The sequence below is a fragment of the Helicobacter cinaedi CCUG 18818 = ATCC BAA-847 genome (assembly GCF_000155475.1).
GTDB lineage: Bacteria > Campylobacterota > Campylobacteria > Campylobacterales > Helicobacteraceae > Helicobacter_C > Helicobacter_C cinaedi.
Genome location: NZ_DS990393.1, coordinates 1 through 26,090, shown reverse-complemented (window position 1 = coordinate 26,090; position 26,090 = coordinate 1). Strand labels below are relative to the sequence as shown.

31 protein-coding genes are annotated in these 26,090 nt (G+C 38.7%); 13 read left to right on the top strand and 18 right to left on the bottom strand.

The features are described 5' to 3' along the window. The first annotated feature begins 234 nt into the window (after positions 1 to 234). Both HCCG_RS08045 and HCCG_RS08040 read left to right on the top strand, forming a co-directional pair. Complete coding sequence (locus HCCG_RS08045; protein ID WP_002956996.1) at positions 235 to 624, top strand: DUF485 domain-containing protein; 390 nt, start codon at positions 235 to 237, stop codon at positions 622 to 624. Continuing rightward, the gene (locus HCCG_RS08040) at positions 621 to 2,279 is read left to right on the top strand and encodes a cation acetate symporter (RefSeq protein WP_034548428.1); all 1,659 of its coding nucleotides are present in this window, start codon (positions 621 to 623) and stop codon (positions 2,277 to 2,279) included. The genes HCCG_RS08045 and HCCG_RS08040 overlap by 4 nt, the downstream gene beginning before the upstream one ends. 130 nt (positions 2,280 to 2,409) lie before the next feature. Here the strand turns inward: HCCG_RS08040 and HCCG_RS08035 are convergent, their stop codons facing one another. Further along, positions 2,410 to 2,595, bottom strand: a complete 186-nt coding sequence (locus tag HCCG_RS08035; RefSeq protein WP_014666451.1) for a hypothetical protein — start codon at positions 2,593 to 2,595, stop codon at positions 2,410 to 2,412. Positions 2,596 to 2,775: 180 nt separating this feature from the next. Continuing rightward, positions 2,776 to 4,752 (bottom strand): excinuclease ABC subunit UvrB, encoded by a 1,977-nt coding sequence (gene uvrB, locus HCCG_RS08030; protein WP_002956994.1) that lies wholly within the window; start codon positions 4,750 to 4,752, stop codon positions 2,776 to 2,778. 67 nt (positions 4,753 to 4,819) lie between these two features. Between uvrB and HCCG_RS08025 the strand changes: the two genes are divergently transcribed. The 6 genes from HCCG_RS08025 to acpS are packed head-to-tail and all read left to right on the top strand — an operon-like array spanning position 4,820 to position 8,977. Further along, positions 4,820 to 5,122 (top strand): hypothetical protein, encoded by a 303-nt coding sequence (locus tag HCCG_RS08025; RefSeq protein ID WP_002956993.1) that lies wholly within the window; start codon positions 4,820 to 4,822, stop codon positions 5,120 to 5,122. After that, complete coding sequence (locus HCCG_RS08020; RefSeq protein WP_002956992.1) at positions 5,122 to 5,388, top strand: hypothetical protein; 267 nt, start codon at positions 5,122 to 5,124, stop codon at positions 5,386 to 5,388. The genes HCCG_RS08025 and HCCG_RS08020 overlap by 1 nt, the downstream gene beginning before the upstream one ends. Before the next feature lie 29 nt (positions 5,389 to 5,417). Beyond that, the gene (locus HCCG_RS08015; RefSeq protein WP_015453307.1) at positions 5,418 to 7,331 is read left to right on the top strand and encodes a primosomal protein N'; all 1,914 of its coding nucleotides are present in this window, start codon (positions 5,418 to 5,420) and stop codon (positions 7,329 to 7,331) included. Between the two features lie 10 nt (positions 7,332 to 7,341). Beyond that, positions 7,342 to 8,001 carry a 16S rRNA (guanine(966)-N(2))-methyltransferase RsmD gene (gene rsmD, locus HCCG_RS08010; protein ID WP_014666455.1) on the top strand — a complete coding sequence of 220 codons (660 nt, stop codon included), beginning with the start codon at positions 7,342 to 7,344 and terminating at the stop codon, positions 7,999 to 8,001. Between the two features lies 1 nt (position 8,002). Continuing rightward, entirely contained in the window at positions 8,003 to 8,593 is a 591-nt protein-coding gene (gene fliL, locus HCCG_RS08005) for a flagellar basal body-associated protein FliL (RefSeq protein ID WP_002956989.1), read from the top strand. A 3-nt stretch (positions 8,594 to 8,596) separates the two neighbouring features. Further along, positions 8,597 to 8,977 (top strand): holo-ACP synthase, encoded by a 381-nt coding sequence (gene acpS / locus HCCG_RS08000; RefSeq protein ID WP_014666456.1) that lies wholly within the window; start codon positions 8,597 to 8,599, stop codon positions 8,975 to 8,977. Positions 8,978 to 9,090: 113 nt separating this feature from the next. Here the strand turns inward: acpS and rsfS are convergent, their stop codons facing one another. From rsfS to nikR, 3 genes are read right to left on the bottom strand one after another with little or no spacing between them, the layout of a single operon-like run. Next, positions 9,091 to 9,465: a ribosome silencing factor gene (gene rsfS, locus HCCG_RS07995; RefSeq protein ID WP_002956987.1), complete on the bottom strand. Its 375-nt coding sequence runs from the start codon at positions 9,463 to 9,465 to the stop codon at positions 9,091 to 9,093. A gap of 34 nt (positions 9,466 to 9,499) precedes the next feature. Beyond that, on the bottom strand, positions 9,500 to 10,153 hold the full coding sequence (gene nadD / locus HCCG_RS07990; protein WP_002956986.1) for a nicotinate (nicotinamide) nucleotide adenylyltransferase: 654 nt from the start codon (positions 10,151 to 10,153) through the stop codon (positions 9,500 to 9,502). A gap of 8 nt (positions 10,154 to 10,161) precedes the next feature. Further along, complete coding sequence (gene nikR, locus HCCG_RS07985) at positions 10,162 to 10,593, bottom strand: nickel-responsive transcriptional regulator NikR (RefSeq protein WP_002956985.1); 432 nt, start codon at positions 10,591 to 10,593, stop codon at positions 10,162 to 10,164. A gap of 225 nt (positions 10,594 to 10,818) precedes the next feature. Between nikR and exbB the strand changes: the two genes are divergently transcribed. The 3 genes from exbB to HCCG_RS07970 are packed head-to-tail and all read left to right on the top strand — an operon-like array spanning position 10,819 to position 12,292. Continuing rightward, positions 10,819 to 11,247, top strand: coding sequence for a TonB-system energizer ExbB (gene exbB / locus HCCG_RS07980; RefSeq protein WP_002956984.1), 429 nt, complete (start codon positions 10,819 to 10,821; stop codon positions 11,245 to 11,247). A 3-nt stretch (positions 11,248 to 11,250) separates the two neighbouring features. Continuing rightward, positions 11,251 to 11,631 (top strand): TonB system transport protein ExbD, encoded by a 381-nt coding sequence (exbD, locus tag HCCG_RS07975; protein ID WP_002956983.1) that lies wholly within the window; start codon positions 11,251 to 11,253, stop codon positions 11,629 to 11,631. Continuing rightward, complete coding sequence (locus HCCG_RS07970; protein WP_002956982.1) at positions 11,597 to 12,292, top strand: energy transducer TonB; 696 nt, start codon at positions 11,597 to 11,599, stop codon at positions 12,290 to 12,292. Before exbD ends, HCCG_RS07970 begins: the two co-directional genes overlap by 35 nt. A 184-nt stretch (positions 12,293 to 12,476) precedes the next feature. Here the strand turns inward: HCCG_RS07970 and HCCG_RS07965 are convergent, their stop codons facing one another. The 5 genes from HCCG_RS07965 to HCCG_RS07945 all read right to left on the bottom strand — a co-directional run bounded on the left by HCCG_RS07965 (position 12,477) and on the right by HCCG_RS07945 (position 17,350). After that, entirely contained in the window at positions 12,477 to 13,217 is a 741-nt protein-coding gene (locus HCCG_RS07965) for an amino acid ABC transporter ATP-binding protein (protein WP_002956981.1), read from the bottom strand. Next, positions 13,214 to 13,870: an amino acid ABC transporter permease gene (locus HCCG_RS07960; protein WP_002956980.1), complete on the bottom strand. Its 657-nt coding sequence runs from the start codon at positions 13,868 to 13,870 to the stop codon at positions 13,214 to 13,216. Before HCCG_RS07960 ends, HCCG_RS07965 begins: the two co-directional genes overlap by 4 nt. Then, positions 13,870 to 14,529: an amino acid ABC transporter permease gene (locus tag HCCG_RS07955; RefSeq protein ID WP_002956979.1), complete on the bottom strand. Its 660-nt coding sequence runs from the start codon at positions 14,527 to 14,529 to the stop codon at positions 13,870 to 13,872. The genes HCCG_RS07960 and HCCG_RS07955 overlap by 1 nt, the downstream gene beginning before the upstream one ends. 88 nt (positions 14,530 to 14,617) lie before the next feature. After that, positions 14,618 to 16,684, bottom strand: a complete 2,067-nt coding sequence (locus tag HCCG_RS07950; protein WP_230197933.1) for an Lnb N-terminal periplasmic domain-containing protein — start codon at positions 16,682 to 16,684, stop codon at positions 14,618 to 14,620. Positions 16,685 to 16,912: 228 nt separating this feature from the next. Then, positions 16,913 to 17,350, bottom strand: coding sequence for a DUF3015 family protein (locus tag HCCG_RS07945; protein WP_002956977.1), 438 nt, complete (start codon positions 17,348 to 17,350; stop codon positions 16,913 to 16,915). Between the two features lie 193 nt (positions 17,351 to 17,543). Between HCCG_RS07945 and HCCG_RS07940 the strand changes: the two genes are divergently transcribed. Both HCCG_RS07940 and HCCG_RS07935 read left to right on the top strand, forming a co-directional pair. Next, positions 17,544 to 18,089 (top strand): hypothetical protein, encoded by a 546-nt coding sequence (locus tag HCCG_RS07940; protein ID WP_002956976.1) that lies wholly within the window; start codon positions 17,544 to 17,546, stop codon positions 18,087 to 18,089. Next, a complete protein-coding gene (locus tag HCCG_RS07935) occupies positions 18,086 to 20,509 on the top strand; it encodes an AAA family ATPase (RefSeq protein WP_015453309.1) in 2,424 nt (807 codons plus the stop codon). The genes HCCG_RS07940 and HCCG_RS07935 overlap by 4 nt, the downstream gene beginning before the upstream one ends. A 92-nt stretch (positions 20,510 to 20,601) precedes the next feature. Here HCCG_RS07935 and HCCG_RS07930 read toward each other — a convergent pair whose 3' ends face one another. The 8 genes from HCCG_RS07930 to panD are packed head-to-tail and all read right to left on the bottom strand — an operon-like array spanning position 20,602 to position 25,747. Next, on the bottom strand, positions 20,602 to 21,489 hold the full coding sequence (locus tag HCCG_RS07930; protein WP_002956973.1) for a carbon-nitrogen hydrolase: 888 nt from the start codon (positions 21,487 to 21,489) through the stop codon (positions 20,602 to 20,604). Between the two features lie 6 nt (positions 21,490 to 21,495). Next, the gene (locus HCCG_RS11990) at positions 21,496 to 21,660 is read right to left on the bottom strand and encodes a hypothetical protein (RefSeq protein WP_015453311.1); all 165 of its coding nucleotides are present in this window, start codon (positions 21,658 to 21,660) and stop codon (positions 21,496 to 21,498) included. Next, positions 21,653 to 22,336 (bottom strand): tRNA cyclic N6-threonylcarbamoyladenosine(37) synthase TcdA, encoded by a 684-nt coding sequence (locus HCCG_RS07920; RefSeq protein WP_002956971.1) that lies wholly within the window; start codon positions 22,334 to 22,336, stop codon positions 21,653 to 21,655. The genes HCCG_RS11990 and HCCG_RS07920 overlap by 8 nt, the downstream gene beginning before the upstream one ends. Further along, positions 22,333 to 23,121, bottom strand: a complete 789-nt coding sequence (gene surE, locus HCCG_RS07915) for a 5'/3'-nucleotidase SurE (RefSeq protein ID WP_002956970.1) — start codon at positions 23,119 to 23,121, stop codon at positions 22,333 to 22,335. Before surE ends, HCCG_RS07920 begins: the two co-directional genes overlap by 4 nt. A 9-nt stretch (positions 23,122 to 23,130) precedes the next feature. Next, positions 23,131 to 24,000, bottom strand: coding sequence for a polyprenyl synthetase family protein (locus HCCG_RS07910; protein ID WP_002956969.1), 870 nt, complete (start codon positions 23,998 to 24,000; stop codon positions 23,131 to 23,133). Between the two features lie 8 nt (positions 24,001 to 24,008). Beyond that, on the bottom strand, positions 24,009 to 25,052 hold the full coding sequence (locus tag HCCG_RS07905; RefSeq protein WP_014666469.1) for a DUF7488 domain-containing protein: 1,044 nt from the start codon (positions 25,050 to 25,052) through the stop codon (positions 24,009 to 24,011). 7 nt (positions 25,053 to 25,059) lie between these two features. Further along, on the bottom strand, positions 25,060 to 25,383 hold the full coding sequence (locus HCCG_RS07900; RefSeq protein WP_002956966.1) for a YbaB/EbfC family nucleoid-associated protein: 324 nt from the start codon (positions 25,381 to 25,383) through the stop codon (positions 25,060 to 25,062). A gap of 1 nt (position 25,384) precedes the next feature. Beyond that, positions 25,385 to 25,747: an aspartate 1-decarboxylase gene (gene panD / locus HCCG_RS07895; protein ID WP_002956965.1), complete on the bottom strand. Its 363-nt coding sequence runs from the start codon at positions 25,745 to 25,747 to the stop codon at positions 25,385 to 25,387. Positions 25,748 to 26,090 lie beyond the last annotated feature (343 nt).

Sequence of the window (26,090 nt, the reverse complement as noted above, 5' to 3'; positions counted from 1 at the left end):
TTTTGTGCATTTGCAGTAGCTTCTTTTTTGCTTACATATTTTCAACTTACTTTTATATTTTTAGCTTAAAAATATATTAAAATATAGTGTTATGTTACTTTTTTACCATTTAAAAATGAGTTGGTATAAATTATTTTTAGTTACATATATTTTATTGTAGCATAGGAGTATGTTACTTTTAGTATCTATATAAGTGGCATAAATATACAAAAATACACAAAAAGGAGGAGAGTTATGAAACTATCTCAAAACCAGCTAAAAGCCATTATTAGATTTAAGAATTTTGTTTCTAAACGAAACAAAATTTCTTTAGTGCTTTCATTGGTAATACTCGCTTGTTACTATATTTTTATTCTAGGTGTAGGACTTGCTCCTGAAGTGCTTGGTTATCGTTTGGGACCTAGCTCAATTACGCTTGGAATTATTGTAGGAATCTTTTTGATTGTTTTGTCTGTTGTGGCGACAGGGCTTTACACTTTTTTGGCAAATTCATATTTTGATAAAGATCAAGATGAGATTTTGCGTGAGTTAGAAGAAAGTGATGTGATAAAGCCTCTTCAAAATGGTGAGATTGATTATAAAAATTTTACAGAATCTAGCATAGCAAAGGGAGGTGGAGAATGAAAAATGCAAAACTTTTGGTTGCAGGGTTAGGCTTATTAGCAGGTGGCTCTGCATTTGGTGCGGCTTTTGATGCAGGTGGTGCAAAGGCAGATGTGAATCCGGTTGCTATCGGTATGTTTTTAGCCTTTGTTTTGGCAACATTATTTATTACCTATTTATCTAATAAAAAGAGTCAATCCGCAAGCGGTTTCTACACTGCTGGTGGCAATATTACAGGTATGCAAAATGGTATTGCGATTGCTGGGGATTATATGAGTGCTGCGAGTTTTTTGGGTATTACAGCGTTAGTTTTTACAAATGGATTTGATGGGCTAATCTACTCTATTGGATTTTTGGTTGGGTGGCCTATTATATTGTTTCTAATCGCTGAAAAGTTCCGCAATCTTGGGAAATTTACCTTCGCTGATATTACCGCATATCGCCTTGATGCAAAGCCTATCCGCGTTATCTCTGCCATTTCAGCATTAAGCGTGATTGTATTTTACCTTATCGCTCAAATGGTTGGAGCAGGGCAGCTCATACAAGTGCTTTTTGGACTTCCTTATGGCGTTGCTGTGATTTTAGTTGGGATTTTGATGATTTGCTATGTTGTCTTTGGCGGAATGCACGCGACAACTTGGGTGCAAATCATCAAGGCTGTGCTGCTTTTGGCAGGGGCTAGTTTTATGGCGATTATGGTGTTGTATTTGACAAAATTTGATCTTACTTATTATTTTTCACAAGCCATTTCTCATCACCCAAAAGGTGAAGCGATTATGTCGCCGGGTGCGTTTTTGCCCGATACGATTTCTGCCCTTTCACTTGGACTTGCTTTGATGTTTGGGACAGCAGGATTGCCACATATTTTAATGCGATTTTTCACGGTGAAAGACGCAAAAGAGGCTAGAAAATCAGTGTTCTACGCCACAGGGCTTATTGGGTATTTTTATATCCTTACCTTTATCATCGGCTTTGGGGCTATCGCTTTGCTTTATGGGAATCCTGAATTTACAAAGCCCGATGGCTCTTATAGTGGTGTGGCAAATATGGTAGCAATCAGCTTGGCTGAAGTGCTTGGTGGCAATGTCTTTTTAGGCTTTATTTCAGCGGTGGCATTTGCTACGATTTTAGCGGTAGTCTCGGGTCTTGCGATTTCTGGGGCTGGGGCTATAAGCCACGACTTGTTTGTGAATGTCTGCAAAGATGGCAAATGCGATTCTAAATTAGAGATGAGAGTAACAAAAGGTGCGACTATATTCTTAGGGGTTTTAGCTATCGCGTTAGGATTCTTGTTTGAAAAGCAAAATATCGCCTTTATGGTGGGACTTGCGTTTGCGATTGCTGCGAGTGTGAATTTCCCTATTTTGTTGCTTTCAATCTATTGGAAAAATCTTACAACTCAAGGTGCGTTTTGGGGTGGGCTGATAGGACTTGTTGTAGTGCTGACACTTGTTGTTTTAAGTCCTAGCATTTGGGTGAAAAGCTTTGGCTTTGAAGTGGCTATTTTCCCTTATGATCATCCGGCAATTTTTACAATGCCTTTGACTTTTATAGCAATTTTTATTATCTCTAAGCTTGATGGCTCTAAACGAGCGGAGATTGATAGAAGTGGCTTTGAATCTCAAGACTTCCGCGCTCAAAGCGGTGTCGGTGCAAGTGAAGCGGTGTCTCACTAATTCTTGCAATCCACTTTAAAGGTGGATTGCAGATTCTAAAAGCTCCTTTGAAAAATGGGAGATTTAGAGACTTTCCTTGTTTTCTTTCTTATCAAGTTTAGCATTAAGATTTATAAGCTGCTGATGAATATCAATAATGAAAAAGTAAGTAAAAAGCTAAGATGACTAGCAATACTCCGGCAATGATAGCCATTAAACCACCTAAAACATTATTGGGCGATAGAAAACTTATGCCGTAAAGAACAGCACCAACAAGACTTAGCACATAGCATAGCTTGACGATAAAATTTCCCACAGATATGGTAAATTGAAACATTGTTTCTCCTTAAAATGCAATTTGTCCTTGTTATACAAGACATCGCATTATAAAAAAATGTAGGCATAAGCCTATAAAGTAAAGAGCGTTTTTTTTTTTTTTGATTTGTATCATTTTGCTACAAAGTTATGATGTTTTGCAGGATAAAGATTCAAAAAAAAGCCTTTTTCATTTAAGCTTTTACATCTTGCGGATTTTAGCTATCTCATCGCGGATTCTAGCTGCTTCTTCAAACTCCAATGCCTTAGCGGCTTGCTGCATTTTAAGCGTTAAGTCTTTAATGATTGAATCTCGCTCTGATTTTGGAATCTTTTTATTTCCTTTTTCATAGAGCCGTGATAAGCCACTAGATTCTATTTTTAGCTCACTTTCAAGCCCCCTTTGCACGGACTTTGGCGTGATATTATGCTCCTTATTAAATGCTTCTTGTTTGGCTCGGCGATAGTCTGTAATATCAAACGCCCTTTGCATAGAGCCTGTAATTTTTTTAGCATATAAAATCACCTTGCCATTGACATTCCTAGCCGCCCTCCCCATTGTTTGAATAAGGCTTGTCTCACTGCGTAAGAATCCTTCTTTATCCGCGTCCATTATGGCTATTAGGCTAACTTCCGGTAAATCCAGCCCCTCACGCAAAAGGTTAATGCCAATTAGCACATTAAATTCCCCTAATCGCAGCGAACGGATAAGATGATTTCGCTCAATGGCGTCAATATCACTATGCATATACCGCACCTTGATTCCAAGCTCCCCATAATATTTGCTTAACTCTTCTGCCATTTTTTTAGTCAGTGTGGTGATAAGCACTCGTTCATTATTTTCCACCCTTAGTTTTATCTCATCGTATAAATCAAGCACTTGATTATCACTATCTCGCACTTCATACAGCGGATCTAAAAGCCCTGTTGGGCGGATAATCTGCTCGGCAATATGGCTTTGACTAAGCTCTAACTCTAGCTTTGCAGGGGTGGCAGAGACAAAAAGAAAATGCGGGGCTTTATTGATAAACTCATCAAAACGCAAAGGGCGATTATCTAACGCACTAGGTAGGCGGAAGCCATATTCCACAAGCACTTCCTTGCGGCTTCTATCCCCCGCATACATTCCACCAAATTGCGGCAAACTCACGTGAGATTCATCAACGATAATAAGATATGGCTTTCCTTTTTGCTCAAAATAATCTAGCAAGGAATAAGGCGTCTCGCCCGGGGCTTTGCCTGTGAGATGTCTAGCGTAGTTTTCAATCCCCTTGCAGATTCCAGATTCTCTAATCATTTCTAAATCAAACTCCGTGCGTCCTTTTAAACGCTGATATTCTATTTGCTTATTTTCTAGCTCAAATTCTTGCAAACGCATTTCAAGTTCAGATTCTATATTTTGCAGGGCAAGTTGCAATCGCTTTTCACTTACGATAAATTGATTTGCCGCATACAGCACAAAGCTTTTTAGCCACGCTAGATTCTGCCTTTCCAACGCATCAAAAGCCCCAATGCGTTCAATCTCATCGCCAAAAAACTCAATACGGATAAACTCATTTTCATTATACGCAGGGAATATATCCACCACTTCGCCATTTACACGGAAATTCCCCCGCTCAAAAATGCTGTCATTTCTCGTATAGCCCATATTGACAAGCTTTAGAAGCAAGGCTTTTTGCGTGTAGCTCTGCCCCACTTCTAGCTTTTCTATCATTGTTAAGTATTCTTGCGGGTTGCCTAGCCCATAGTTTGCCGACACTGAAGCTACCACAATCACATCATCATAGGCTAGAAGTGAAGTCGTGGCTGAAAGTCTTAAGCGTTCTAAATCTTCATTGATACTAGAATCCTTTTCTATAAACAAATCTCGGCGTGGGATATACGCCTCTGGCTGGTAGTAATCAAAGTGGCTGATAAAATACTCCACCTTGTTTTTTGGAAAAAATCCCTTAAATTCGCTGTAAAGCTGGGCGGCTAGGGTTTTATTATGCGTCATAATGAGAGTTGGGAGATTGAGCTTGGCAATGATATTTGCCATCGTGTAGGTTTTCCCACTGCCTGTAACGCCAACAAGTGTGGAATACTTCGCTCCATTAAGAATAGAATCTGTGATTTTTGTAATGGCTTGGGGCTGATCTCCTGCTGGAGCATATTGGGATTCTAGGATAAATTTTGCCATTTTTTCCGCACTCCTTGAAATTTTTGTGTTAGAATTATACTTCATTTTCACAATTAAAGGATTGGCAATGAGTAGTGTTATGGAAAAACTCTCCCAAAAAATAGAAGAAATGCTCTCCAAAATTACATCACAACGACAAGAAATAGAATCTTTACAGCTTGAGATTGTCTCACTCAAGGCACAAAACGAGACAAAAGACACGCAAATTTCAAATCTTTATGAAGAGATTGCAAATAAAGATAGGGGTTTTGAAGATCTTTTTGCAAAAATTGATGAGGGGTTGCACGGCGAAAGCAGTAGCCCTGCAAATCAGCAAACAAGCTTTTTTAGCGATGAAGCTTTAGATTCAAATAATAACCAAGGGCTATAATGGCACAAGAAAGCCTAGAAATAGCCCTAAATGGCAAACGCTATACCATTTCGCTTGATCCATTATGCGATGAGGTAAGAGCAGAGCTTAAGACGCTTTTTATGCAAGAGGTTGAGCCGCTCACCCTTTTAAAACTCTACATTACAAAAGCCCAAGAATACGCTCTTATTTGCAAATCCCTTGAAAATTTGTATAAATCCCTTGAAAGTGCGGATAATCTCCCGCAACAGAGCGTGCAAATTGAAGCATTGGGAAATATGCTTTAATGATATGCCCCTAAGCTTAAAGGTGAAGTTTGTATTATTACCTTATTGCCCCACTTGGCTTAAAATCCCCCGTTTTGACTTATGGCAGTGAAACGCAATGTGTGAAAGATGAGCTATGCTCTATCAATGTGCGAAATAAAGAGTGTTTGGGCGTTGTATTAGAATCTACACCCACCCCCACATTTAAATGTAAGATTCTAGAAAAAACGCATTTAAGATTTTTGCCCCATCAAAAAATGTTAGCTGAATTTATTATGCAGTATTATTGCGTGAGTTTAAGTCTCTCTTACTCGCTTTTCACGCCTTTTGATGAATCTTTGTGTGTTGCAAAAGATAAAGGGAATGAAGATTCTAAAGTGGATATTGTCCCACAAGTGAAGCTCAATCTCACACAAAATGACGCTTTGCATTTTTTACAAACACATACAAATCCTTTGCTTTTTGGCGATACGGGCAGTGGGAAAACAGAAATTTACATTCATCTTATCGCTCAAACGCTAAATGAGAATAAAAATGCCCTTTTTCTTATGCCAGAGATTGCCCTAACTCCACAGATAGAATCCCGTCTTAGGGCAGTATTTGGCGATATGGTGGGGATTTGGCATAGCAAAATTACAAAAGCACAAAAGAAAAAGTTTTTAGATAAGCTTCATAATGGCGATATACGCGTGATTGCTGGGGCTAGAAGTGCGTTTTTCCTGCCTGTTAAGAATCTTGGGCTGGTGATTGTAGATGAAGAACACGATGATGCGTATAAATCCCAAAGTGTGCCACATTATAATACGCGGGATTTAGCGTTGTATCTTGGAAAACAAAGTGAGATGAAAGTTGTTTTAGGCTCGGCTACGCCAAGCGTGTCAAGCTACTTTTATGCTACAAAGCAAAAGAGTTTATATCGTTTGAAAGGGCAGTATTTTGGCTCTAAAAAGCATATTAAGATTCTAAGTGATACAAATGCCAACTCTGCAAATGATACAGAATCTGCCTTGTTGCCCACAGAAATGATAGAAAAAATCCGCCAAAAGCTTGAGAAAAAAGAGCAAGTGATTGTATTTTTACCCACTCGCGCACATTACAAAATGCTTGTGTGTCAAACTTGTGGCAGTGGGGTGGAATGTGCGTTTTGCTCAGTCAATATGTCTTTGCACCTTGATAAAAATGCACTGATGTGTCATTACTGCCATTGGAGCAGGGCTATCCCTAGGGCTTGTCCGCAATGTGGGAGTGAAAATCTTAACTCTTTTCGCATAGGCACGGCACAAGTGGCTAATTTTTTACAAAGAGTTTTTGCGGATTCTAAAGTTGCTCTTTTTGATAGGGATAATATCACAACGCACAAAAGGCTCAAAGATACGCTAAAAGCCTTTAATGCCGGGGAGATTGACATTCTTGTTGGCACACAAATGCTAAGCAAGGGACACGATTACCATAATGTGAATTTGGCGGTGGTGCTAGGCATTGACTATGTGTTAAAAAGTGCGGATTATCGCTGTAATGAGCGGGCATTAAGTCTGCTATATCAAATCGCTGGGAGAGCTGGGCGGAAGTATGATGGGGAAGTGTGGATTGAGAGTGCAAATGGGGCATTTTTGGAGCAGTTTTTGGGGGATTATGAAGATTTTTTACATTTTGAGCTTAGTTCTCGCCCTAAGATTTATCCGCCATTTGTGCGGTTAGCGACTTTGACTTTTATGGATAGAAGCGAAAAAAAGGCGTTAGAGAATCTAGCAAAGGTGCGGAACTTATTGCAGGAGTATCCATTGGGGCAGGTAGAGATTGTGGGGGATTGCAAGGCGTTGCTTGAGCGATTGTATGATAAATATCGCTTTGTGCTACTTGTGCGAAGTGCTTCTACGCGTGAATTGCTAGGGCTTTTGCATTATGTGCGTTTGCAAGCGGAAAATCTCTGCGAGATTGAGATTGATCCTTTGAATATCATATAAGGCGGCGGATATGGCAAAAGCACTAAGTGTAAAGGCACAAATGATAAAAACAAAGGGGGCAAATGATAAACAGCCAAGATTCTATATACAATCGGGAGTCTTAAAGCATTTAAAGCTGATATGGAATGCTAAATCTTCTACACGCCCAACAAAATCCATTGTAAAAGAATCTTTTTTTAATACAATGAAAAGTGAGATTGTAGATTGTGTGTTTATTGAGGGATTTGGGGGCTGTGGGTCTATGGGGATTGAGGCACTTTCACTTGGGGCGAGTGAAGCGGTATTTTATGAAATAGACACAGAGGCATATAAAATTTTATGCCAGAATCTTGCTAATGCTAAAAATGCAGCACAAAAGCTAGGAAAGATATTAAAATTTTCTACCTTTAATGCCGATTTTTTCAGCACCGATATTTTTACACAAGGCTTTATTCATACGCAAAAAGTCATCTTGTATTTGGACCCGCCTTTTTGCATACGGCAGGGAATGCAGGACATATATGAGCGACTTTTTGCGTTGGTTGGGAATCTTAAGCCTTGTGGGGTGCGGTTTATTGTTTTTGAGCATTTGAGTGGGTATAATATGCCGGAGATGTTGGGCGTGTATATACGGTATAAAATGCGAAGTTTTGGCAAAAGCACTCTAACTTATTATATTGCAAAGGATTAAAATGGCAGAAGAAGAAAAAGCAGCCCCACAGAGCGGGGGAGAGAAAAAAAGCAAAGCAATTTTGTTTGTGGTGATTGGCATTGTTGTGGTGCTACTGATTTTGGTTGGTATTGTGGTGTTTATGCTTATGGGTGGAGATGATGAGGGAGAAAAAAAGCAAGAGAACACCCCACAGGTGAAAACTCAAGCTACCCAACCCTCACAAAAAGCAGCACAAATTATTGTAGGCAATACAATCTCTGTGCGGAGTGTAGATAAGCTTCAGCCCGGTCTTATTTACCCAGCGGAAGGTCCTATTCCTTTTACTGTGAATCTTATGACACAAACAGGCAAAAGATACCTTAAAACAAGTATGCAATTTGAGCTTGATAAAGATGAGGCAAAGGCTATGGCGACAAAAGCCGAGCTTGATAATAAGATGCCGATGATTAAAGATGTTGTGAATGAGATTCTCTCATCTAAGTCTATTGAAGATGTGGCAACGACAAAGGGTAAAAGTCGCGTAAAAGATGAGATTGTCAAACGCATTAACGAATTTTTGATGGACGGCAAGGTGTTTGATGTATTTTTTGTTGAATTTGTGGTGAGCTAGGGATTGCTAGGGATTGATATTGTTAGCATAGAGCGTATGCAAAGGCTAGTAGAGCGTTTTGGTATAAAGGGGCTTAGGCGGTTTTTGTCTGCCGATGAGATAAAGCTTTGCTACAAAGATTCTAGCAAGGCTTTTAATATTTCTCGCATAGCGGGGTTTTGGGCGGCAAAGGAGGCTTGTGCTAAGGCACTAGGCGTTGGAATCTGCAAAGAGCTTAGTTTTTTAGATATGACTATTAGTAAGGATTCTAAAAATGCACCGCTTATGAATCTTACTCAAAGTAAAATGCGTGAATTTGGCATAGATGAGATAGCCCTAAGTATCAGCCACGATGGAGGATTTGCCATCGCTGCGGTGCTGTGTAAAAGATGTGAAAAAGCATAGAATCTTAAAAAAGATTCTAATAAATTTGTGTTGTAATCAAAGCGACATAAACTCTTAGTCTCAACAAGCAAAACTCGTTAAATCAAAACTTGTTAAATAATGTGGATAAATACTTAAGATTCTAGCCTTGCTTTATCATTTATTATCGTGTTTAAAAACTCTTCAAGGTTAAATCTCTTGCGATGATTTGGCGTAAAAATATGAATCATAATATCCCCCAAATCCGCAATAAGCCAATCATCACTCTCTTCTTCTGTGGCATAAAATATCTCGCCCTGTGGCTTTAGCTCCGTTTTCAAATGATCTAGCAAAGCAAAGGAATGCCGTCCTATCATCGCACTCACAATCACAACCTTATCTACAATATAATCCCTCCCGCTTAAATCAAAAATCTCAATATCCTCCCCCTTTTTATCCTCTAAAAGCGTTTGGATATGCTGCAATCTTTCACTGATTGTTAGCTGTGTTTTGATGGAATCTGTCTGCAAGTTTGCTCCTTTAAAATGACTTAAAAAGGCGATATTATAGCTTAAAATGTGCGTGGATAAAAGGAAAAATTTCTTGTGGTAACATTTTTAGTGCTTTGTTAATCTCGCCCTTGTGTAGAAGCTCTCGCACTTTGCTTGATGAAATAGCGTTAAAATGCGAAAGATTGATACTTGTTCGCATCTTTGGCGTAAGATTCTGCGGGTGGGTTATAGTGCTAGTTTCTCGCTTCACAACAATAAACTCCACAAGTTCGCATAAAGATTGTGAATTTTTCCATAAATGCAGGGTTTCAAAACTATCGCTGCCTAGAACAAAACAAAGTTTTGCTTGTGGGCTAGAATTTGGCTGATTAGAATCTAAAAAGCTAGAAATTTGCTTTTGTAAAGTGCGAATGCTTGTGATCGTGTGTATTGGGCGATTTTGCCTTATCTCATAATCACTGATTGTAGTCTTATCTCCACTTATTTGGGCTAGAATCTCACACATTTTAAGGCGTTCATTTGGGCTAAAAAGGGATTTTGATTTGAGCGGATTTTGGTAGTTTGGCAAAAGAATAGTGCGAATACAAAAGGGATTATTATTTAGGATTTTTAGAATCTCCAAATGTGCCAAATGCGGCGGGTCAAAGCTCCCACCATAAATGGCGATAAAATATGTAGAATCTTGTTTGAGATTGCTTGTATCCATAGTCTAGCTTACTCAAAGCGACTTGCACGCGTGAGCTTAGAGAATTTCACACCTTTTAGTCCGCCAATTTCAATGCTAAGATTCTCAATATTTTTGCCCTCCCCACGCAGAATGATTGTCTCAAGACAGTTGTGATGATCTAAATGAATGTGGGTATTGCAGAGAATCTCAACATTCCCATTATGCGTGTTTATGTGCTGAATGTCAATCATACGCTGATTAAGTTCGCGTTGATGATGATCGTAGATAATAGTTAGAACAGCCACGCCCTGTGTGCTTTCGTCTCCATTACTCCATACTTCTTCATTGAGCTTTTCTCGTATCATATCTCTAACAAGCTCTGAACGCGATGAATAGCCCTTGTGCGTGAGCTTTTCATCAAGAGTGTCTAAGAGATTTTGCGGTAGAGATACGCTAAAGCGGATAATGTTTTGCTTCATTTTTGCTCCCTTATGTCTTAGTGTGTTCTTGTGTGAAAAAGCATAAATGCCTATATTGTAGCATAGATTGCCAAAAACTATAAGGCATAGAAGTGTGAAATTTAAGTGGATTTAAAAGGAAGTGTAAAGTTATTTTAAGAATGATTTTTATAATATGCTAAGGCTAAAAAAATGATGAAGATTCATATTTTTTGACTGATTAAGGTATATTGTGGGAGCAGGATAATGGACATTTTGAAAGATTATATAGATCATATTATTTTTGTGATTTTGGGTCTTATGAGCTTTGTGGCGGTGTGGCTAAGCTGTGAGCGAGTGATATTTTATGCAAAAATCAATGTGGGTGAATACACTGATGAAAATGTGCTAGAAGAGGCATTGAGCAAGAATCTCACCGCATTGTATATCATTTACTCCAATGCACCTTATGTGGGGCTTTTGGGAACGGTTGTTGGGATAATGATAACTTTTTATGATATGGGAATGAGTGGGGGAATGGACGCTCAAAGCATTATGGTGGGGCTATCTACGGCGTTAAAGGCGACGGCTCTAGGGCTTGTTGTAGCCATTCCTACTTTGATTGTGTATAACTGCTTTGTGCGTAAAATGGATATTTTGCTTAATCGCTATAAGTTTTTGAAAAAACAAGGCTAGAAAATGAGAATCCCAAAAAAAGATGGCTTAAATATCGTCCCTTTCATTGATGTGATGCTCGTGCTTTTAGCTATTGTGCTAAGTGTCTCTACTTTCATCGCACAAGGGCAGATTAAAGTAGAGCTACCCTATGCTAGTCAAAATGAGCAAAAACAAGATGAAAAGCCTGTCATCATCGCTATTGATGATAAGAATGTGATCTATTTTGATGATAAGCAAACAGAGATAGAATCTTTAAAAGAGCAGATTGCAAAGATTGATAATAAGACACTCATTCAGCTCAAAAGTGATAAGGATTCTAAATTTGAGACTTTTATACAAATTGTGGATATTTTAAAGGAGAAAGGGCATGAAAACTTCGGCATTTCAACAAAATCCAAATAAAAATGCTACAAAATCAAGTCTTTTTACACCTGCTTTTTTAGGTTTTGCTATAAGTTTTGTGCTTCATATCGGGCTTGTTGTGTGGCTTTTTGGTGTGTTTCACAATGTGGAGTTGCAGCAAAATGGCGATACTATCACAACAATTGCCCTAGCGACATTTCAAGCCCCTTCAAATCAAGAAAATGTGGAAAAGCCAAAGCCTACACCTACGCGACAACATAAAAAGCAAATTCAAAAAGAGCAAGTCAAAAAGCAGGGCAAACTTGCCAAGCAAGAAGAGCTAAGCCCCCCACCAACCCCAGCTCCAAAGGCAAAGCCTGATGAAAAGGCAGAAGAGGGCGAGATTATCCAAACGCTTTCGTATAGAAATGGTGATGAAGATGAGACTTTTTCTCAAATCAAACGCGCCATTGATCGCAAAAATAAATATCCAAATATGGCAAGAAAGCGAGGCTTAGAAGGGGAGGTGATAGTGGAGTTTGTGATTCATAAAGATGGTAAGGTGGCTAATATCCGCATTATTAAGCCTTGTCCGCACGATCCTTTTAATGTCGCTGCGATGAATGCTATCAAAAAAGCACAAAGGGATTTCCCAAGGTTAAGTGTAACGACAAAAATAGAGTTGCCTATTGTGTATGAGCTAAAGACTGATAGAATTTAATGCGAGATTTGTTTAAGAGCAGCAAATAGGCTTGGGAGCGTGGGTAAGAAGTTGTTTTAAGAATCTAAACTTTGTGAGCATGGGCTTGTGAGTGTAGCAAAATAGAATCTTATTGCCTAGATTCTAGTCTTGCTATTTGTTAATATTTTTAAATCCACTTCTTTACATAAAAGTTAAAAAGCCTTTAAAGTTCAAAGACATTTAAAAATCGTTTTGCCCTTTGGGTTGTGGGATTTGTGAAAAATACTTCTGGGCTACTCTCTTCTGCGAGTTTGCCCTCATCAAAAAAGCAGATTCTATCCGCCACCTTTTTAGCAAATCGCATTTCGTGCGTTACAATAAGCATAGTCATTCCCTCTTTAGCAAGTTCCAAAATCACTTCAAGCACTTCTTTTACCATCTCTGGATCAAGTGATGCGGTAACTTCATCAAAAAGCATAATTTCAGGATTCATACATAATGCACGCACAATGGCTACGCGTTGCTTCTGTCCTCCGCTTAGCTCTTTTGGTGAAGCATACATTTTTTGGGCTAATCCCACACGTTCTAAAAGCTTTGTGGCTTGGGCTACAACCTCCTTTTTCTCACGCTTTTGCACCTTGAGCGGTCCTAGTAAAATATTATCCATTACGCTCATATGTGGAAAAAGATCGTAACTTTGAAACACCATACCTATGCGTTGGCGGATAGCACTCCACTTTGCTTTTTTGTGATTGAGTAGTGTGCCATTTAATAGAATCTCTCCACTTTGGATAGATTCTAGTCCGTTAATGCAACGCAAAAAGGTGCTTTTGCCACAGCCACTTGCTCCTAAAATTACTATCACTTCGCCCTTTTTGACTTGCATAGAGATGTCGTTCAATACAAAATGACTGCCATCATAAGTCTTTTTTAAATGTCGTATGTCAAGTAAGATTTCACTCATTGATATTTTTTCTCCAAGATTCTACTAAGATAAGAAAGCGGATAGCACAAAAGAAAATATGTCGCAAAGATTCCGCCATATACCCAAAAACTTGCATTTGTTTGGGATTTATTCAGTTCAATTATCTGCTGTCCCACTTGTAATAAATCTGCCGCTCCAATTAGGGCTACAAGTGAAGTTGTCTTAATCATACGGGTTGAGAGGGAAACAATTGAGGGGAGTAATCTTTGCAGGGCTTGAGGGAATATGATATAGAGCATCATCTGCCACTGCTGCAGTCCTAATGCCTTGCCACTTTCCACTTGGTGCTTTGGCAATGAGGTGATAGCCCCCCTTACCAAATCGCTAACTTCTGCTATACCCCATAAACTAAAAACAATAATGGCACTTTGAAGGGCACTTAGGCTTATATCAAAATATTGCGAGATTCCAAAAAAGACAATAAAAAGCCACGCCAAAATGGGAATAATGCGAATGCACTCAAGGTAGAATCTGCATAAACTTACAATAATAAGATTCTTACAAGTCATAATAAAGCCAAGCACAAGCCCACCAAGTGTGGAAAAGATAATGGATATAAGGGCGATTTCCAAAGTAAGTGTTGCCCCTTGTAATAAACGCATAAAATTTGAACCTATGAAAAAAATCTCCATTACAGCACCCTTTTTTTATAGGACTTTTCAAGTAGTGAAAACACAAATGACAAAGGCAAAAGCACCACAAGATAGCTTAAGATAAGCATTAAAAGGGCTTCATTTGTTTTGTAGTAGTTTGTGATAATATCTTTGGTTACAAACATCACATCAGCAAGGGCGATGACGCCTACAACTGAAGTTTCTTTGAGTAGAAAAATGACATTTGCACCAATTGAGGGCAGGGCAACGCCAAGGGATTGAGGCAAGATTACATATCGCATCATTTGAAATGAGCTTAACCCTATGCTTTGAGCAGATTCAATTTGGGATTTGCTCATAGATTCTAAGCCGGTGCGAAAACTCTCACACATATAGCCCCCACCTAAAAATGCCAAGCCTGTAATCGCACAAACATATTCACTAAGCGAAATGCCCATAACCCCATGCAATCCATAGTAGAGAAAAAAGAGCTGTATAAGCAAGGGCGTGTTTCTCGCCACTTCCACATAGGCATTAACAAGATACCGCACAAAAGGGACTTTTAAAAACAAAATCCACGCACAGATAAAGCCAATAAGAAGTGAAAGCAAAATGCCAAAAAATGAAATATAAAGTGTCAAAGAGAGAGCTTTAGCAAATATTGGCACACATTGCTGCATAAACTGAAAATCAAGCATTTATTTTATCCCTTGTGTCAAAACGCGTTCATTATAAAAGTGCTAATTATATAAGGAATTGTTAAATTTTACACGACATTATATCAAACTAAAAATACACTCTTAGTCCTAGCATAGAAGTGGGCTGGGGCTTTGTATATAGCTCATTTTGCACGAGAGACACTCGCCCAAACAAGCCAAGATTCTGGATAAGATTGACACTGAGTGTGCTATCAAGATGGTGGCTAAAACTTTTAAGCGTGTAAGCTTTGAATTTATATTCAAGTGTGGCTTTTAGGCGGTTATTATCGCTTATATTAAGCCCAAGCACTTGAGCTAGGGTAAAGTCTGGCTGGTTATTGTAACTAAGAAAAAATGTAGGCTCAAAGAGATAATATACATAGGCAATATTGCTAAAGTTATAGCTCATTCCCCCACCAAAGTTTATAAAATAATGCAAATTCTCATCATTAAATGTCCTATTAAAGCCCATCTCTGCACGATATGAAAAGGGTTTAAAAAACTTCCCCATAGGTGCGATAGAGGCAATAGATAAAATATTCATCTCATAAATCTTAGCTCCATTTGTCCCTTGTGTCCCCTGCATACTTGTATCATAATACCCAAGCACTCGCATAAGCTCAATTTGTGCACCTTTGAGATAGCCCACATCATTATCAGTTATATCGTGGTAGGTGATTCTAAAATCAAGGGCTGGGTGGAATCCTTGTGCGTTGTGTAAAAGTAGGGGCGTTATCCTAAGGCTTTGATTGCCTTCAAGGGGATTTGTCTTTGGTGTGTGTATTTGCGGTGGGGTGTTAGAGCCAAGTGTAGAGCGTGTGGAGGCGAGATTGTGGGCGATTTGTGTGTATTGCTCTTTGGGTAATTTGCCTTTGATAAAGTGATATTCACTCAGTTCTAGGGCGGATTCTAAAATGTATTGCTTATCTTGCAGTGAAAGTTTAGAATCTTGCGTAATGTCATTTGGTTGCTTTTCTCCAAGGGCTAGTTTTTTAGCAAGTTTGACAGATGTATTACTCATTAGTTTGCCATAGGTGTTGAGTTTGGTGCGTTTGCTTGGGCGGTAAGTTTGGGTGGTGATAAGTTGTGCCTTTTGTAAGACAAAAAGCGTTTCTGGGGGATTAACCTGATAGATAAATTGATGTCGCAGTTTGAGGGTAGGGCGTGCTACTTCAAGCAGCCAAAGCACATTATATGAGCAGTTTCTGTGGAAAAAATAATATGAGCTAAAAGCATCACTTAGCTCCCAAATGTGATTATAAAGTTGCGTAATCTCCTGCGGTGTGAGATTTAGCTCATATTCCCATATATCGCGGGATTCAGTGTTTGAATATTCTTTGATTTTATCATAATAGGGCAGGATTGAGTAGCTCCCTGTGTAAAGTCCAAAAAGCCCCTTAAATCCAAACACTATGCCATTTTCTTTTGTTTGATCTGCATCGGCTTGGTAGTTTATAGCAAAGCTTAAAAGGCGAGATTGAAATTTAGAATCTAAAAGCAAAAAGGTGTGTCCAAACATAGAAGCAGGGGAATTAATATGAGCTGAAGGGAAAACAATACTCGCCTTTGTAGGTGCGACATAATCACGCATAGCGATAAATTCTTCGCACTCCATTTGTGGTAAATCCTGCAAATCAAGATGCTGTTTTAAAAAATACAGTCTTGCTGGGAAGCGACATAATGCGTGATAGTCTTGTTTTTGTATGGAGCGAACAGGGAGCTTAATCTCATTTTTTTCAAAAAATTGGATTTGCTCTTGGCGTCTTTTTATAATTGCTTCTGGAATCTCCACAGATTCTACAGATTGATAAAATGCTTTGATAGTCGCTTCAAGCTCACTTTCAGCAAGGCTTTTGTGTTTGTCTTTATGTGGCAGTGGGGTAAGAAAAAAATAAGGCGAGATAATTTCACTCGTAGAAGAATCAATATGTAAAAGATCTTTCCATTCTTTGCTTTCAGCAAGTTTTAGAGCTTTGGCAGATTCTAGAATCTTAGATACTTCCGCAGTGGTGGCGGTAGTTTGGTTTGTATTTTGCCCAGATTCTAGAATCTGCTGCGGTGTTGTGGCGTTTGTTATCTCATTTGGTTGGTTTGAGCCATAGCTTTGAGTCATACAAACAAACAAGGCAGAAAGAATGTATTGAAGTTTTTTCATAGTATTTGAGCTTTTAGAATCTTAGGCTAATAGCTTGTAGGGAATGCAAATGAGTGTTTTTAATCATATTTAAATATCCTTTTAGATTTGAGTGTATAAAAGTTTAAGCATTTATAAAAAAGCGTGGATTCTAGCAGATTTTGACTTATCATTGGCTTGAGAAGAGATTAAAGGCTAAGATAGGTAGATTTGAATCCCCACGCCATAGCGTGGAGAATACAAGAAAAATTATAAACTTGCAGCACCATCAAGCACATCGGCACTTTGTGCGTTTGCGTTTGCATAAAGTTTGTGGTAGTTTTCTTGAAGAGCAACTTTGAATGCTTCTTTATCATCTACATTAAGAAGTTCTACAAGCGTATCAAGGTGTTCGCCATTGCCACGAGCGATTTCTTGTGAAAGTGCGTCCATATTTGCCGCTACAAACTCTTGAGTTCTGCTATCCATAGCGATTTTACCACTTTTACAGCCCAAAGTCCCTGAAGTGATACCAAAAGTTTGGTTAAAAGAAGTAGCGTTTGTCGTTACTTGCAGAAGATTCCAAAGAAGACCTTGTTTGTCAATAAGGTATGAGCCAAGACCGCAACCTGTATTTGTATTTGCCGCAGCAAACGCCCCACTTACCAAACTTGCACTAAGTGCTACGCTAACGAGAAGTTTTTTCATCGCTTATCCTTTAAAAAGAAATTATCCCTTGACTAAGGAGACTTGGCATTATATCCTAAGTAGCTAAAATTGGGCTGAAATATTTTTATTTTACATTTTTTGTAAAATAAATATTGACAAAATATTTTATAAAGGCTATAATTTCGCAAGTTGTAATTGCTTAACATATTAACTAGAATCTAAAAGGATTATTATGGTAAAGCCAACAAATAAAACAAACACAGACCAAACAAGTCAAGCCCCTCCAAAGCTACTAAGAGAGAGGCTAAAAGAGATTGAGATTCGCCTTGTAGATTTAGCGGACTTCTTAGGTATCTCTCGCCCCACAGCATACAAATTCATACAAATGTATGAGACAGGCTATAAGGACAACATAGAAGGAAAGCTACTAAAATTCTTTGATTTTGTGATGAATGAAAAGGGGCTTACTAAAAGCAAGGCAATGAGCTATATCGTGGAAAATCTCGTGCAGCCAAAAGCAAAAAGCACGCAGGATAGAACTCAAATCATTGCAAATCTTTTGAAAAAGGAAAATAGTGTGAAAATAGAATTTATTGATATGGTAGCACAAACGCAGGTGCTAGATCCCATTTTAGAATATTTGCTAGAGTGTCAAAAGATTCTAGCAAAAAGCAAAAGGGCATTAAACGAAGAGGAGGTGGCAAAAATCACGCCACTAAATGAGCTTTACAACAAGCTTGGCTTACGACTTGACATTAAGATAAAGGAGCAAAAATGAATACGCGAAGCATAATATTTGAAAATTTTAGGAATCTAGGCATAAAAGATTCTAAGCAAGAAAACCTTAGCAATAAATTGCAACTAGGATCTATTGATGGAGAGCATATCGGCGGATTATTAATTCTGCTTGGTGGCAATAATGATGGGAAAAGCAATGTGCTAGATGGGATAAGCCTTGCAGTTTCCAAGTTAAAAGATAGCGACAAACCAGACTATCGCAGACATAAAGAAGAGCCAAAGCTAACCCTAGAGTATAAAATCACAGATGCAAAGATATTGGAAGAGATAGCAGAATCTACAAAAGATACACAAGAGCAAGATATAGATTCTAATTTTTCGGGTAAAACTTTTGGGATATTTTTTACTGAAGGTAGCCTAGAAAAAGGTGTGGAGCTTAATGAAAGTGATACGCAAGAGGAGTATTGTGAATTTATCCAAAATATGTTTGAAAGCTCTCAAGTACATGGAATCTATGGCTATGATGAAGCAGGAGATAGGAAAGAAATCCGCCTTATCTTGCCAGAGCATAATCGTATGTTACTTTGCAGTGTAGATCGAGGCGGCAAGGCATTGAAGTGTTTTAGTGCCGTGCAGAAAAAATACAATGAAATTAAAGACAAAGACAGAGCAATTAAACTTGCCTGTAAATTTGTGATTGGCGATACTAAAGCTCCCAAAAATTGCGATGACGCAAAAGAATTGCGAGAGTTTTTAAAGGGCGAGTTTGAAAAAGCAGAATCCAACCAAACAGAATCTCAATCAAGCATTAGTGCTCCACAAGTGGAATCATACATTTTTAGGGCAATACTAACACCTAATGGATTAGAAACAAACTTGCCAAAAGAGTTGGAAACATATAGAGATTATGATACTGAACGAGCAAGAGAACATATGAAAAATGTCTTAGCTATGAAACAGCACGCATATTCAAGTAACACACGCAAAGAAATGGAAAACATAGAATCTGCTATCAAAGGTGATATAACATTTAAGGAGTTGCAAAATCACTATAATACCTTACAAAATATGGTGGAAGAAGATTACTATCTCAATAGAAATTCAAGCCTACAAACTCTCTTGCAAACACCACTTGAAAGCTTTCAAAAAGATATGCAAAGACAAAAGGATAGAGATATTATTAAAGAGCATTTTGATATTACATTTTTGCCAAATATCGTGCTATATAAAGAAAATGCGATTGCTAAAAAGGATCTAAAAGTAGAGCCTAGCAAGATCAATAAATCGAGCTTTTTTCAAGCACTTTTTACAATTTTGGACGAAGATATAGCGATGATACAAGAGGATTATAAAGAAAATGATAGCGATTATCTCACCACCACGCAAAATGAGATTAACAAGCTTTTTACAAGCACAATCGATAAACGCTTTAATGATTTGTATTGCTTGGAGCAGCCTGTATATAGCTTTCATATTAAGCTAGATTCTGCGTTTGTGGAGCTAAGTATAAGAAAAAATGGTGATACTATCAACCTAGAGCGACAAAGCACAGGCTTTAGAAAATTTTTCAATCTCTTTTTTAATTTTCTCTACAAAGGCGAGATTGGCAGAGGCGATATTGTCCTAATTGATGAGCCAGAAAATAGCCTAAGCATACCCGCCCAAAAGGATTTGCGTAAGTTTCTTAAAGACTATGGCAGGAAAAGTGGGATTTTATTTATCATAGCCACACACTCGCCCTCTATGCTAAATATTACCCACCTTGATGAAGTGCGGATTGTCAAGGCATTAAACTCTTTAGAATCTAGCGAGATAGAAAATCCAAATCCAAAAGGCTCACTTATTATCAATGACTTCTCAATGCTAGGCTATGGGGCAAGTGATACGCTTGATAGCATACGCGAAGCATTGGGGACAGATATTGAGTTTGATAAAACGAAGCTTATATTTGTAGAGGGCATTATGGACTATAATATCCTAAACGCGTATAGTCAATTTTATGATTACAAAGATTCTAATAAACTGGTATTTCTGCCTCTTAGCGGACTTGGCAGGAATGATACAGAATCTAGAGATGAAAATGATAATAAAGCGTTGCAGTTTAGCCCTGAGCAAAAGCAAAAAGCAGAAAATCTCATCACTTTTGCAAAAAGATTGCGTATCCACCCCATTTTGCTAGTGGATAATGACGGAGCAGGAAAGGCTATGAAAAAAGGCATTGAAGATGAAGAAAAATTTAAAAACAAGATTTCAGTCATCACGCTTAAAGATGCTTTTACAATCATTAAGGATAACAAAGAATGTTTCAAGGACGACTTTAAAGACTTAGAAAAACTTGAGAAAATAAAAATAGAATCTTTATTTAGCAAGGGAGATGAAAAAAATTTGGCTTTGATACTTGCAAAGAAAACAAGCGATCAAGTATTGTCTCAAGCGTGTTTAAAAACACAGAGAATCTAAAAGAAAAACTCTCACAAGAAAGCAAGAAAAATTTTAACAAGCTATTTACCTACCTTATTGGTTTCAAAGAGATGAATGGTGCCTAAACGCTTCTAATCGCAGAATCTTTTTAGCATTGGCTTATAAGATTCTATCCGTCTATCGCGTAAAAATGGCCACATACGACGGACTTCCTCGCTCCTACTTAAATCAATCTCAACACTAATAATCTCTTCTTTATCTTCGCTTCCTTGTGCGAGTAATGCCCCTTGTGCATCAAAGGCAAAGCTAGAACCCCAAAAGCGTATGCCTTGTGCGTTGCCACTATTATCTTTTTCAAATCCTACGCGGTTTATCGCAAGGGTTGGCAGTCCATTAGCCACACTATGCCCCCTTTGTACGGCTATCCACGCCTCTTTTTGACGCTTTTTTTCTTCTAGTGAATCTTCATCAAACCAGCCAATCGCTGTGGGGTAGATGAGAATCCCCGCTCCTTTTAACGCCATTATCCTAGCCGCCTCAGGATACCACTGATCCCAGCAGATTAAGACACCAAGTTTGCCAAGGCTTGTTTGTATCGGCTCAAAGCCCAAGTCGCCGGGCGTGAAGTAAAACTTCTCATAAAACTGCGGGTCATCAGGAATGTGCATTTTGCGGTATTTTCCTGCAATGCTTCCATCTGTGTCAAAGACAACGGCGGTGTTGTGGTAGATTCCAGCGGTGCGTCTTTCAAAAAGTGAAGTGAGTAGCACTATCTTATGCTTTTTGGCAATGTTGCTAAAATAAGCAATATCAGCTTTAAAATCATTGGCATAGTCAAAAAACTTAGGATCTTCACTTTGGCAGAAGTATTCTCTTGTGTGGAGCTCTTGTAATGCCACAAGCTTTGCACCGGATTCTGCGGCTTGTTGGATAAGTGAGGTGGTAGAATCTAGCATCGCCTTTTTCTCGCCTTTGTAGTTTTGCTGCAAAAGTGCCACTTGAAGTTTTGTGCTTTTCATAGATTCTTACTCGCCTTCATCATCATATTCATCATCAGGGTTTGCATAGTCATCATCATCATACCCACTATGGCGGAAGTCCTCTTCCTCATCATCGTAAAAGTCTCCGTCAAAATCTGAATCTTGCTCTAAGTCATCATATTCATCATTGTAGTCATCATATTCACGCATTTTGGTCTCCTTGTGTGTGTTTAAGTATATCTTGGATAATTTCACTTGCGATGGTTAGCCCAAAGCTCGCCGTTACCGCACTAAAGCTCCCTAAAGCCTTGCATTTTGGCACTTCTGGGCTAAAGACAACCTTAAAATTCTTTTTTATTCCTGCTTTTTTGAGATTATCGCGGAATTTTCTCGCAAATTTATCGCCATAGCTTTTCCATACACTCGCCACGCATATATGCAGGGGACTTAGCTTTTTAGCACTGCCTGTGGATACGATATATTGACCTAATGGCTTATTTGAAGCGATTTTAGCGATTTGAACTTTGGCATCAATATCATCAATAGCATCAACAATATAATCAAATCTCATAATGTCAAATTCGCTTAAAAATGCTTTATCTACGCATTTTTGTAATGGCGTAATGCCCGGATAGAGTTTAGCTAAGACGAGCACCTTTGGCTCATTGATATGTTCAGAGCCAATTTGGCGATTTTGATTTGTAACATCAAAGCTATCTTTATCCACGATTGTAATATTCACTAGCCCACTTCTGTATAAACAATCCACCACAAAGCTCCCCACACCGCCTACGCCAAAGATAATGACGCTTTTTTGTTGTATGGATTTAAAGCTTTCTCCAAACAAGATTCTAGAACGCGTGTATCTATCAATAATTTCACTCATTTTTGTATCCAAGATTCAAGATTTTTGCTATCTTCATAGCTTGTCATATCAAGCTTAATGGGCGTTATGGAGATGTATTTGTTATGTGTTGCGTTAAAATCAGAGCCATTAGCAAAGGGTGTATCAGCGCGTTCTTCCCACTGCAATGGGTGCAATCCTAGCCAATAGTATTCCTGTCCGCGTGGGTTTCTATGCACCTGTGCGTCATCAGCATAGATTCTATGCCCCATTTGCGTGATTTTATAGCCCTTGCAGTCTTTTGGCGGAATATGCGGGATATTGATATTTAAAAATTTACGCTCTCCCAATGGATAGCCACGCGAAAAAATCATCTCTACAACTTCAGCAATACACTGCTTGGCAAGTGAAAAATCAAAATGTTTAGAGCGATTTTTATCAGGCATAAGCTGTGAAATCGCAATGGAAGGCACCCCTTGGATACACGCCTCCATAGCCCCAGCAGCCGTGCCAGAATAGGTAATATCCTCTCCCATATTTGAGCCTAGATTAATCCCAGAAATGACCAAATCAGGTTTTTGCTGATAGAGTGAATGAAGGGCTAGATACACACAATCGCTTGGTGTGCCATCTTCAAGCTTGTAAAAATCATCATCAATCCGCACAAAGCTTAAAGGACGCGTGAGAGTTAGCCCGTGTCCGCAGGCGGATTTTTCACTTGCTGGAGCTACAATGGTAATGTGAGCTAGATTCTGTAGGGCTTCTTTAAGTGCGAGCAGTCCGCTAGAATCAAAGCCATCATCATTTGTGAGTAAGATTTTTTTCATTTGTTTCCTTTATACAATGTCTTGAAAATAGTTTTCTAAAAGCGTGTTTAGGCTTTGAGCTATGCTAGATTCAAAGCTTTTTAGCTCTTGTTGCAAGTTTTGCCTTTGTCTATGAAACTCCGCTCTTGCCCCATCTAAGCCTAGCAAATTGACATAGCTATTTTTATGGCTGTCATTTTGCGTTGTTTTCCCCGCTTGGCTTGAATCTTGACATATATCAATGATGTCATCGCGGAGCTGAAAATATACGCCAAGCTTCAAACCAAAGTCATACAAAGCCTTGCGGAGTTTAGAATCTGCATTTGCAATGATAGCGCCAAACTCTAATGAAGTGGCGATGAGTTTAGCGGTTTTATTAGTATGGATAGTTTGGAGTTGCTCTAGGGCTAGAGCTTGATTTTCAAACTCACAATCAAGCATTTGCCCTAGCACCATTCCGCCAATCCCGGCATTTATGGCTAAAGATTCTATGAGAGCGAGTTTGAGTTGTGAATCAAGCCTAGCTTGAGCGAGCAAGGCAAAGGCATAGGTATTTAGTCCATCGCCTACAAGTAGGGCTAGAGTTTCTCCATACTTTGTATGCAATGTAGGGTGTCCCCGCCGCAAAGAGGCATTATCCATACAGGGCAAATCATCGTGGATAAGCGAATAAGTGTGAATACACTCAATGCTTAAAGCTGGAAGAAAGGCATTTTTTACAAGCTGTGGGGCAAGAGCATTAAGAACGCTAAAAACAAGAGCAGGGCGGAATCTTTTGCCGCCATTTTGCACCATTTCCCACACGGCTTTTTCATAATGCTGATGAAAGCTTGGAATCTGCGGGGCTTGGGCTAAAAGAAAAGATTCAAAATCGTGTAAAATTTCTGTGATGTGCTGCATTTTTCCCCCTATATTTTGATAAAAATCTCAAGCCCATCACGCAGGATAAGCAGCTGAATCTTACCATCAAACTCTTCATTAAATGATGCTTGTGAAAGAAGCATTTTCAAGCGTTCAAAGCGTTTATGCGTAGTATCTGTGGCTTGTGTGATAATGGGATTTTTATTAATAAATAGAATCTTATCATTCACTCTTAGTTGGCTAAAGCGTCCAGCAATGGCGAGGTTTGTGCTTTGGATAATCATCTCATCATTTAGGGTGATACCAAAGCGTTCTAAAAAAGTCTCTCTTAATAAGAATCCGCCATAGCGTTGATTGACTTTCACAAGCAGTGTCATCGTTTTGTCGCTGCGTTTTATAAGCACTTTGGCTTGAGAATCTTTTTTGAGATTACTCATAATCCACTCTATCTGCCCACTATTTGAAACTTTCGTGCCATTAATGCTTACGATCTCATCTTGGGGCTGAAAGGGATTGTTTGGAAAAAATGGATCAATGAAACTCACAATAGGCTTTTGAGAATAAAATCGTATGCCTAAATCGCCGTAGTAGGCTGATTTTTGATTTAAGAATCTATCAATATATTTTTTTTCTATGAAGCCATTGTTGCCAACACCCAAGCCATAGATTTGATAGCAGATATTGCCTAGGACGCCGTTTTGTGAGGTTTTGTTTGAAAATCCTGCGTAGTCTATAAAGCCATTTTGTCGCTTTGTAATATGCCCGATGCTTGGGGTGTGACTGAGCGAAATGATGGCGAGTTTTTTATCATTTAGGGTGCGTGTATCAAGTGGGAGAAGCTCATAGCTTTGCTTGGTTTTTGGGAGAGCTAGGAGATAAAGTCCCACAAATGGGTCGGCTTTTAGAATCTTTACATTTTTAGGGGGTGTTTTGGCATATAAAATATGATGTTGTGTTGTGCCGACTTTAAGACTTATGGCGTAGCTTGAATCCACAGGTGTGCTAGCAGCTTTGAAGTATTTAACACAATGGGAATAATCATAGGCAAAGGCGTGGCTACACAGGCTAAGGATAAGCGTTGCTAATAGCATTATGTGCTTAAGCATTATTCTTACCACCAAAAATATTTAATCCTCCAAGGTTGCCAAGGAGATTCATAGCACTTGATTGACGATTTTCTTCCACACTCTTGCGAAGGTCATTAAAGGCACTCATCAGCAGAATCTGAAGCGATTCTTTATCCTCAAGCAAACTATCATCAATACTAATATCAATAATCTCTCCATTGCCATTAGCACTTATACTCACTAGCCCACCGCCACTTTTTGCTGTGAGGGTGGTTTGCTGATTGCGTTCTTCTAGCTCTTTTATGGAATCTTGCATAGAGCCTAGCATTGCTCCAAATTGACTTGGATCAAACATTTCACACCTCGCTTGTTATGGATAGAATCTCATTATTTGCCCCAACTTGCACGATTGTAGGCTGATAGCTTTGCAACTCTTCTTGACTGTATGTGGCATAGGCTACGATGATGATAATATCCCCCACTTGTGCCTTTCTAGCCGCAGCACCATTGAGACAAATCTCGCCCTTTTTGTCGCCATAAATGACATAAGTGCTAAATCGTTCGCCATTATTGATGTTTAGAATCTCTACTTTCATACCTGCTAGAAGTTTTGCACTTTTGGCAAGATTTTTTTCTATGGTAATTGAACCCACATAATTGAGATTAGCATCACTGACTTGTGCGCGGTGAATCTTGGAATAGAGCATTTCAAATTGCATAATGTGCCTTTATTTTTGATGTTAAGATGTGTTGTGCTGTGTCATTACACATAATTTGTAAGCGGAGATTCTATCATAAGATTCTTATTATATTGTTAGGGTGTGGTAAAAGTTGCTAGGCTTTAAAGATAATAAGTTTCTAAAGTGATTAAGCAAAAATATGTGTTGGGGTGGGGGAATTATCAAAATACAAAAAAATATTGATTTTGTGGCAGTGTGTGGGTTTTTTGGGCTTATGTAAAGGTTTTTTTGAAAAGAAGCATTAGATTCCATTTCTACTTAAGCCCCCCTTAAGCTTTAAGTATGTATTATTTCACTCCCATTTGATTGAGCTTCTAGTCTA

Coding starts and splice junctions, on each gene's coding strand:
- HCCG_RS08045 (WP_002956996.1), top strand. CDS start 235: ATGAAACTATCTCAAAACCAGCTAAAAGCCATTATTAGATTTAAGAAT.
- HCCG_RS08040 (WP_034548428.1), top strand. CDS start 621: ATGAAAAATGCAAAACTTTTGGTTGCAGGGTTAGGCTTATTAGCAGGT.
- HCCG_RS08035 (WP_014666451.1), bottom strand. CDS start 2,595: ATGTTTCAATTTACCATATCTGTGGGAAATTTTATCGTCAAGCTATGC.
- uvrB (WP_002956994.1), bottom strand. CDS start 4,752: ATGGCAAAATTTATCCTAGAATCCCAATATGCTCCAGCAGGAGATCAG.
- HCCG_RS08025 (WP_002956993.1), top strand. CDS start 4,820: ATGAGTAGTGTTATGGAAAAACTCTCCCAAAAAATAGAAGAAATGCTC.
- HCCG_RS08020 (WP_002956992.1), top strand. CDS start 5,122: ATGGCACAAGAAAGCCTAGAAATAGCCCTAAATGGCAAACGCTATACC.
- rsmD (WP_014666455.1), top strand. CDS start 7,342: ATGGCAAAAGCACTAAGTGTAAAGGCACAAATGATAAAAACAAAGGGG.
- fliL (WP_002956989.1), top strand. CDS start 8,003: ATGGCAGAAGAAGAAAAAGCAGCCCCACAGAGCGGGGGAGAGAAAAAA.
- nadD (WP_002956986.1), bottom strand. CDS start 10,153: ATGGATACAAGCAATCTCAAACAAGATTCTACATATTTTATCGCCATT.
- nikR (WP_002956985.1), bottom strand. CDS start 10,593: ATGAAGCAAAACATTATCCGCTTTAGCGTATCTCTACCGCAAAATCTC.
- exbB (WP_002956984.1), top strand. CDS start 10,819: ATGGACATTTTGAAAGATTATATAGATCATATTATTTTTGTGATTTTG.
- exbD (WP_002956983.1), top strand. CDS start 11,251: ATGAGAATCCCAAAAAAAGATGGCTTAAATATCGTCCCTTTCATTGAT.
- HCCG_RS07970 (WP_002956982.1), top strand. CDS start 11,597: ATGAAAACTTCGGCATTTCAACAAAATCCAAATAAAAATGCTACAAAA.
- HCCG_RS07965 (WP_002956981.1), bottom strand. CDS start 13,217: ATGAGTGAAATCTTACTTGACATACGACATTTAAAAAAGACTTATGAT.
- HCCG_RS07960 (WP_002956980.1), bottom strand. CDS start 13,870: ATGGAGATTTTTTTCATAGGTTCAAATTTTATGCGTTTATTACAAGGG.
- HCCG_RS07955 (WP_002956979.1), bottom strand. CDS start 14,529: ATGCTTGATTTTCAGTTTATGCAGCAATGTGTGCCAATATTTGCTAAA.
- HCCG_RS07950 (WP_230197933.1), bottom strand. CDS start 16,684: ATGAAAAAACTTCAATACATTCTTTCTGCCTTGTTTGTTTGTATGACT.
- HCCG_RS07945 (WP_002956977.1), bottom strand. CDS start 17,350: ATGAAAAAACTTCTCGTTAGCGTAGCACTTAGTGCAAGTTTGGTAAGT.
- HCCG_RS07940 (WP_002956976.1), top strand. CDS start 17,544: ATGGTAAAGCCAACAAATAAAACAAACACAGACCAAACAAGTCAAGCC.
- HCCG_RS07935 (WP_015453309.1), top strand. CDS start 18,086: ATGAATACGCGAAGCATAATATTTGAAAATTTTAGGAATCTAGGCATA.
- HCCG_RS07930 (WP_002956973.1), bottom strand. CDS start 21,489: ATGAAAAGCACAAAACTTCAAGTGGCACTTTTGCAGCAAAACTACAAA.
- HCCG_RS11990 (WP_015453311.1), bottom strand. CDS start 21,660: ATGCGTGAATATGATGACTACAATGATGAATATGATGACTTAGAGCAA.
- HCCG_RS07920 (WP_002956971.1), bottom strand. CDS start 22,336: ATGAGTGAAATTATTGATAGATACACGCGTTCTAGAATCTTGTTTGGA.
- surE (WP_002956970.1), bottom strand. CDS start 23,121: ATGAAAAAAATCTTACTCACAAATGATGATGGCTTTGATTCTAGCGGA.
- HCCG_RS07910 (WP_002956969.1), bottom strand. CDS start 24,000: ATGCAGCACATCACAGAAATTTTACACGATTTTGAATCTTTTCTTTTA.
- HCCG_RS07905 (WP_014666469.1), bottom strand. CDS start 25,052: ATGCTATTAGCAACGCTTATCCTTAGCCTGTGTAGCCACGCCTTTGCC.
- HCCG_RS07900 (WP_002956966.1), bottom strand. CDS start 25,383: ATGTTTGATCCAAGTCAATTTGGAGCAATGCTAGGCTCTATGCAAGAT.
- panD (WP_002956965.1), bottom strand. CDS start 25,747: ATGCAATTTGAAATGCTCTATTCCAAGATTCACCGCGCACAAGTCAGT.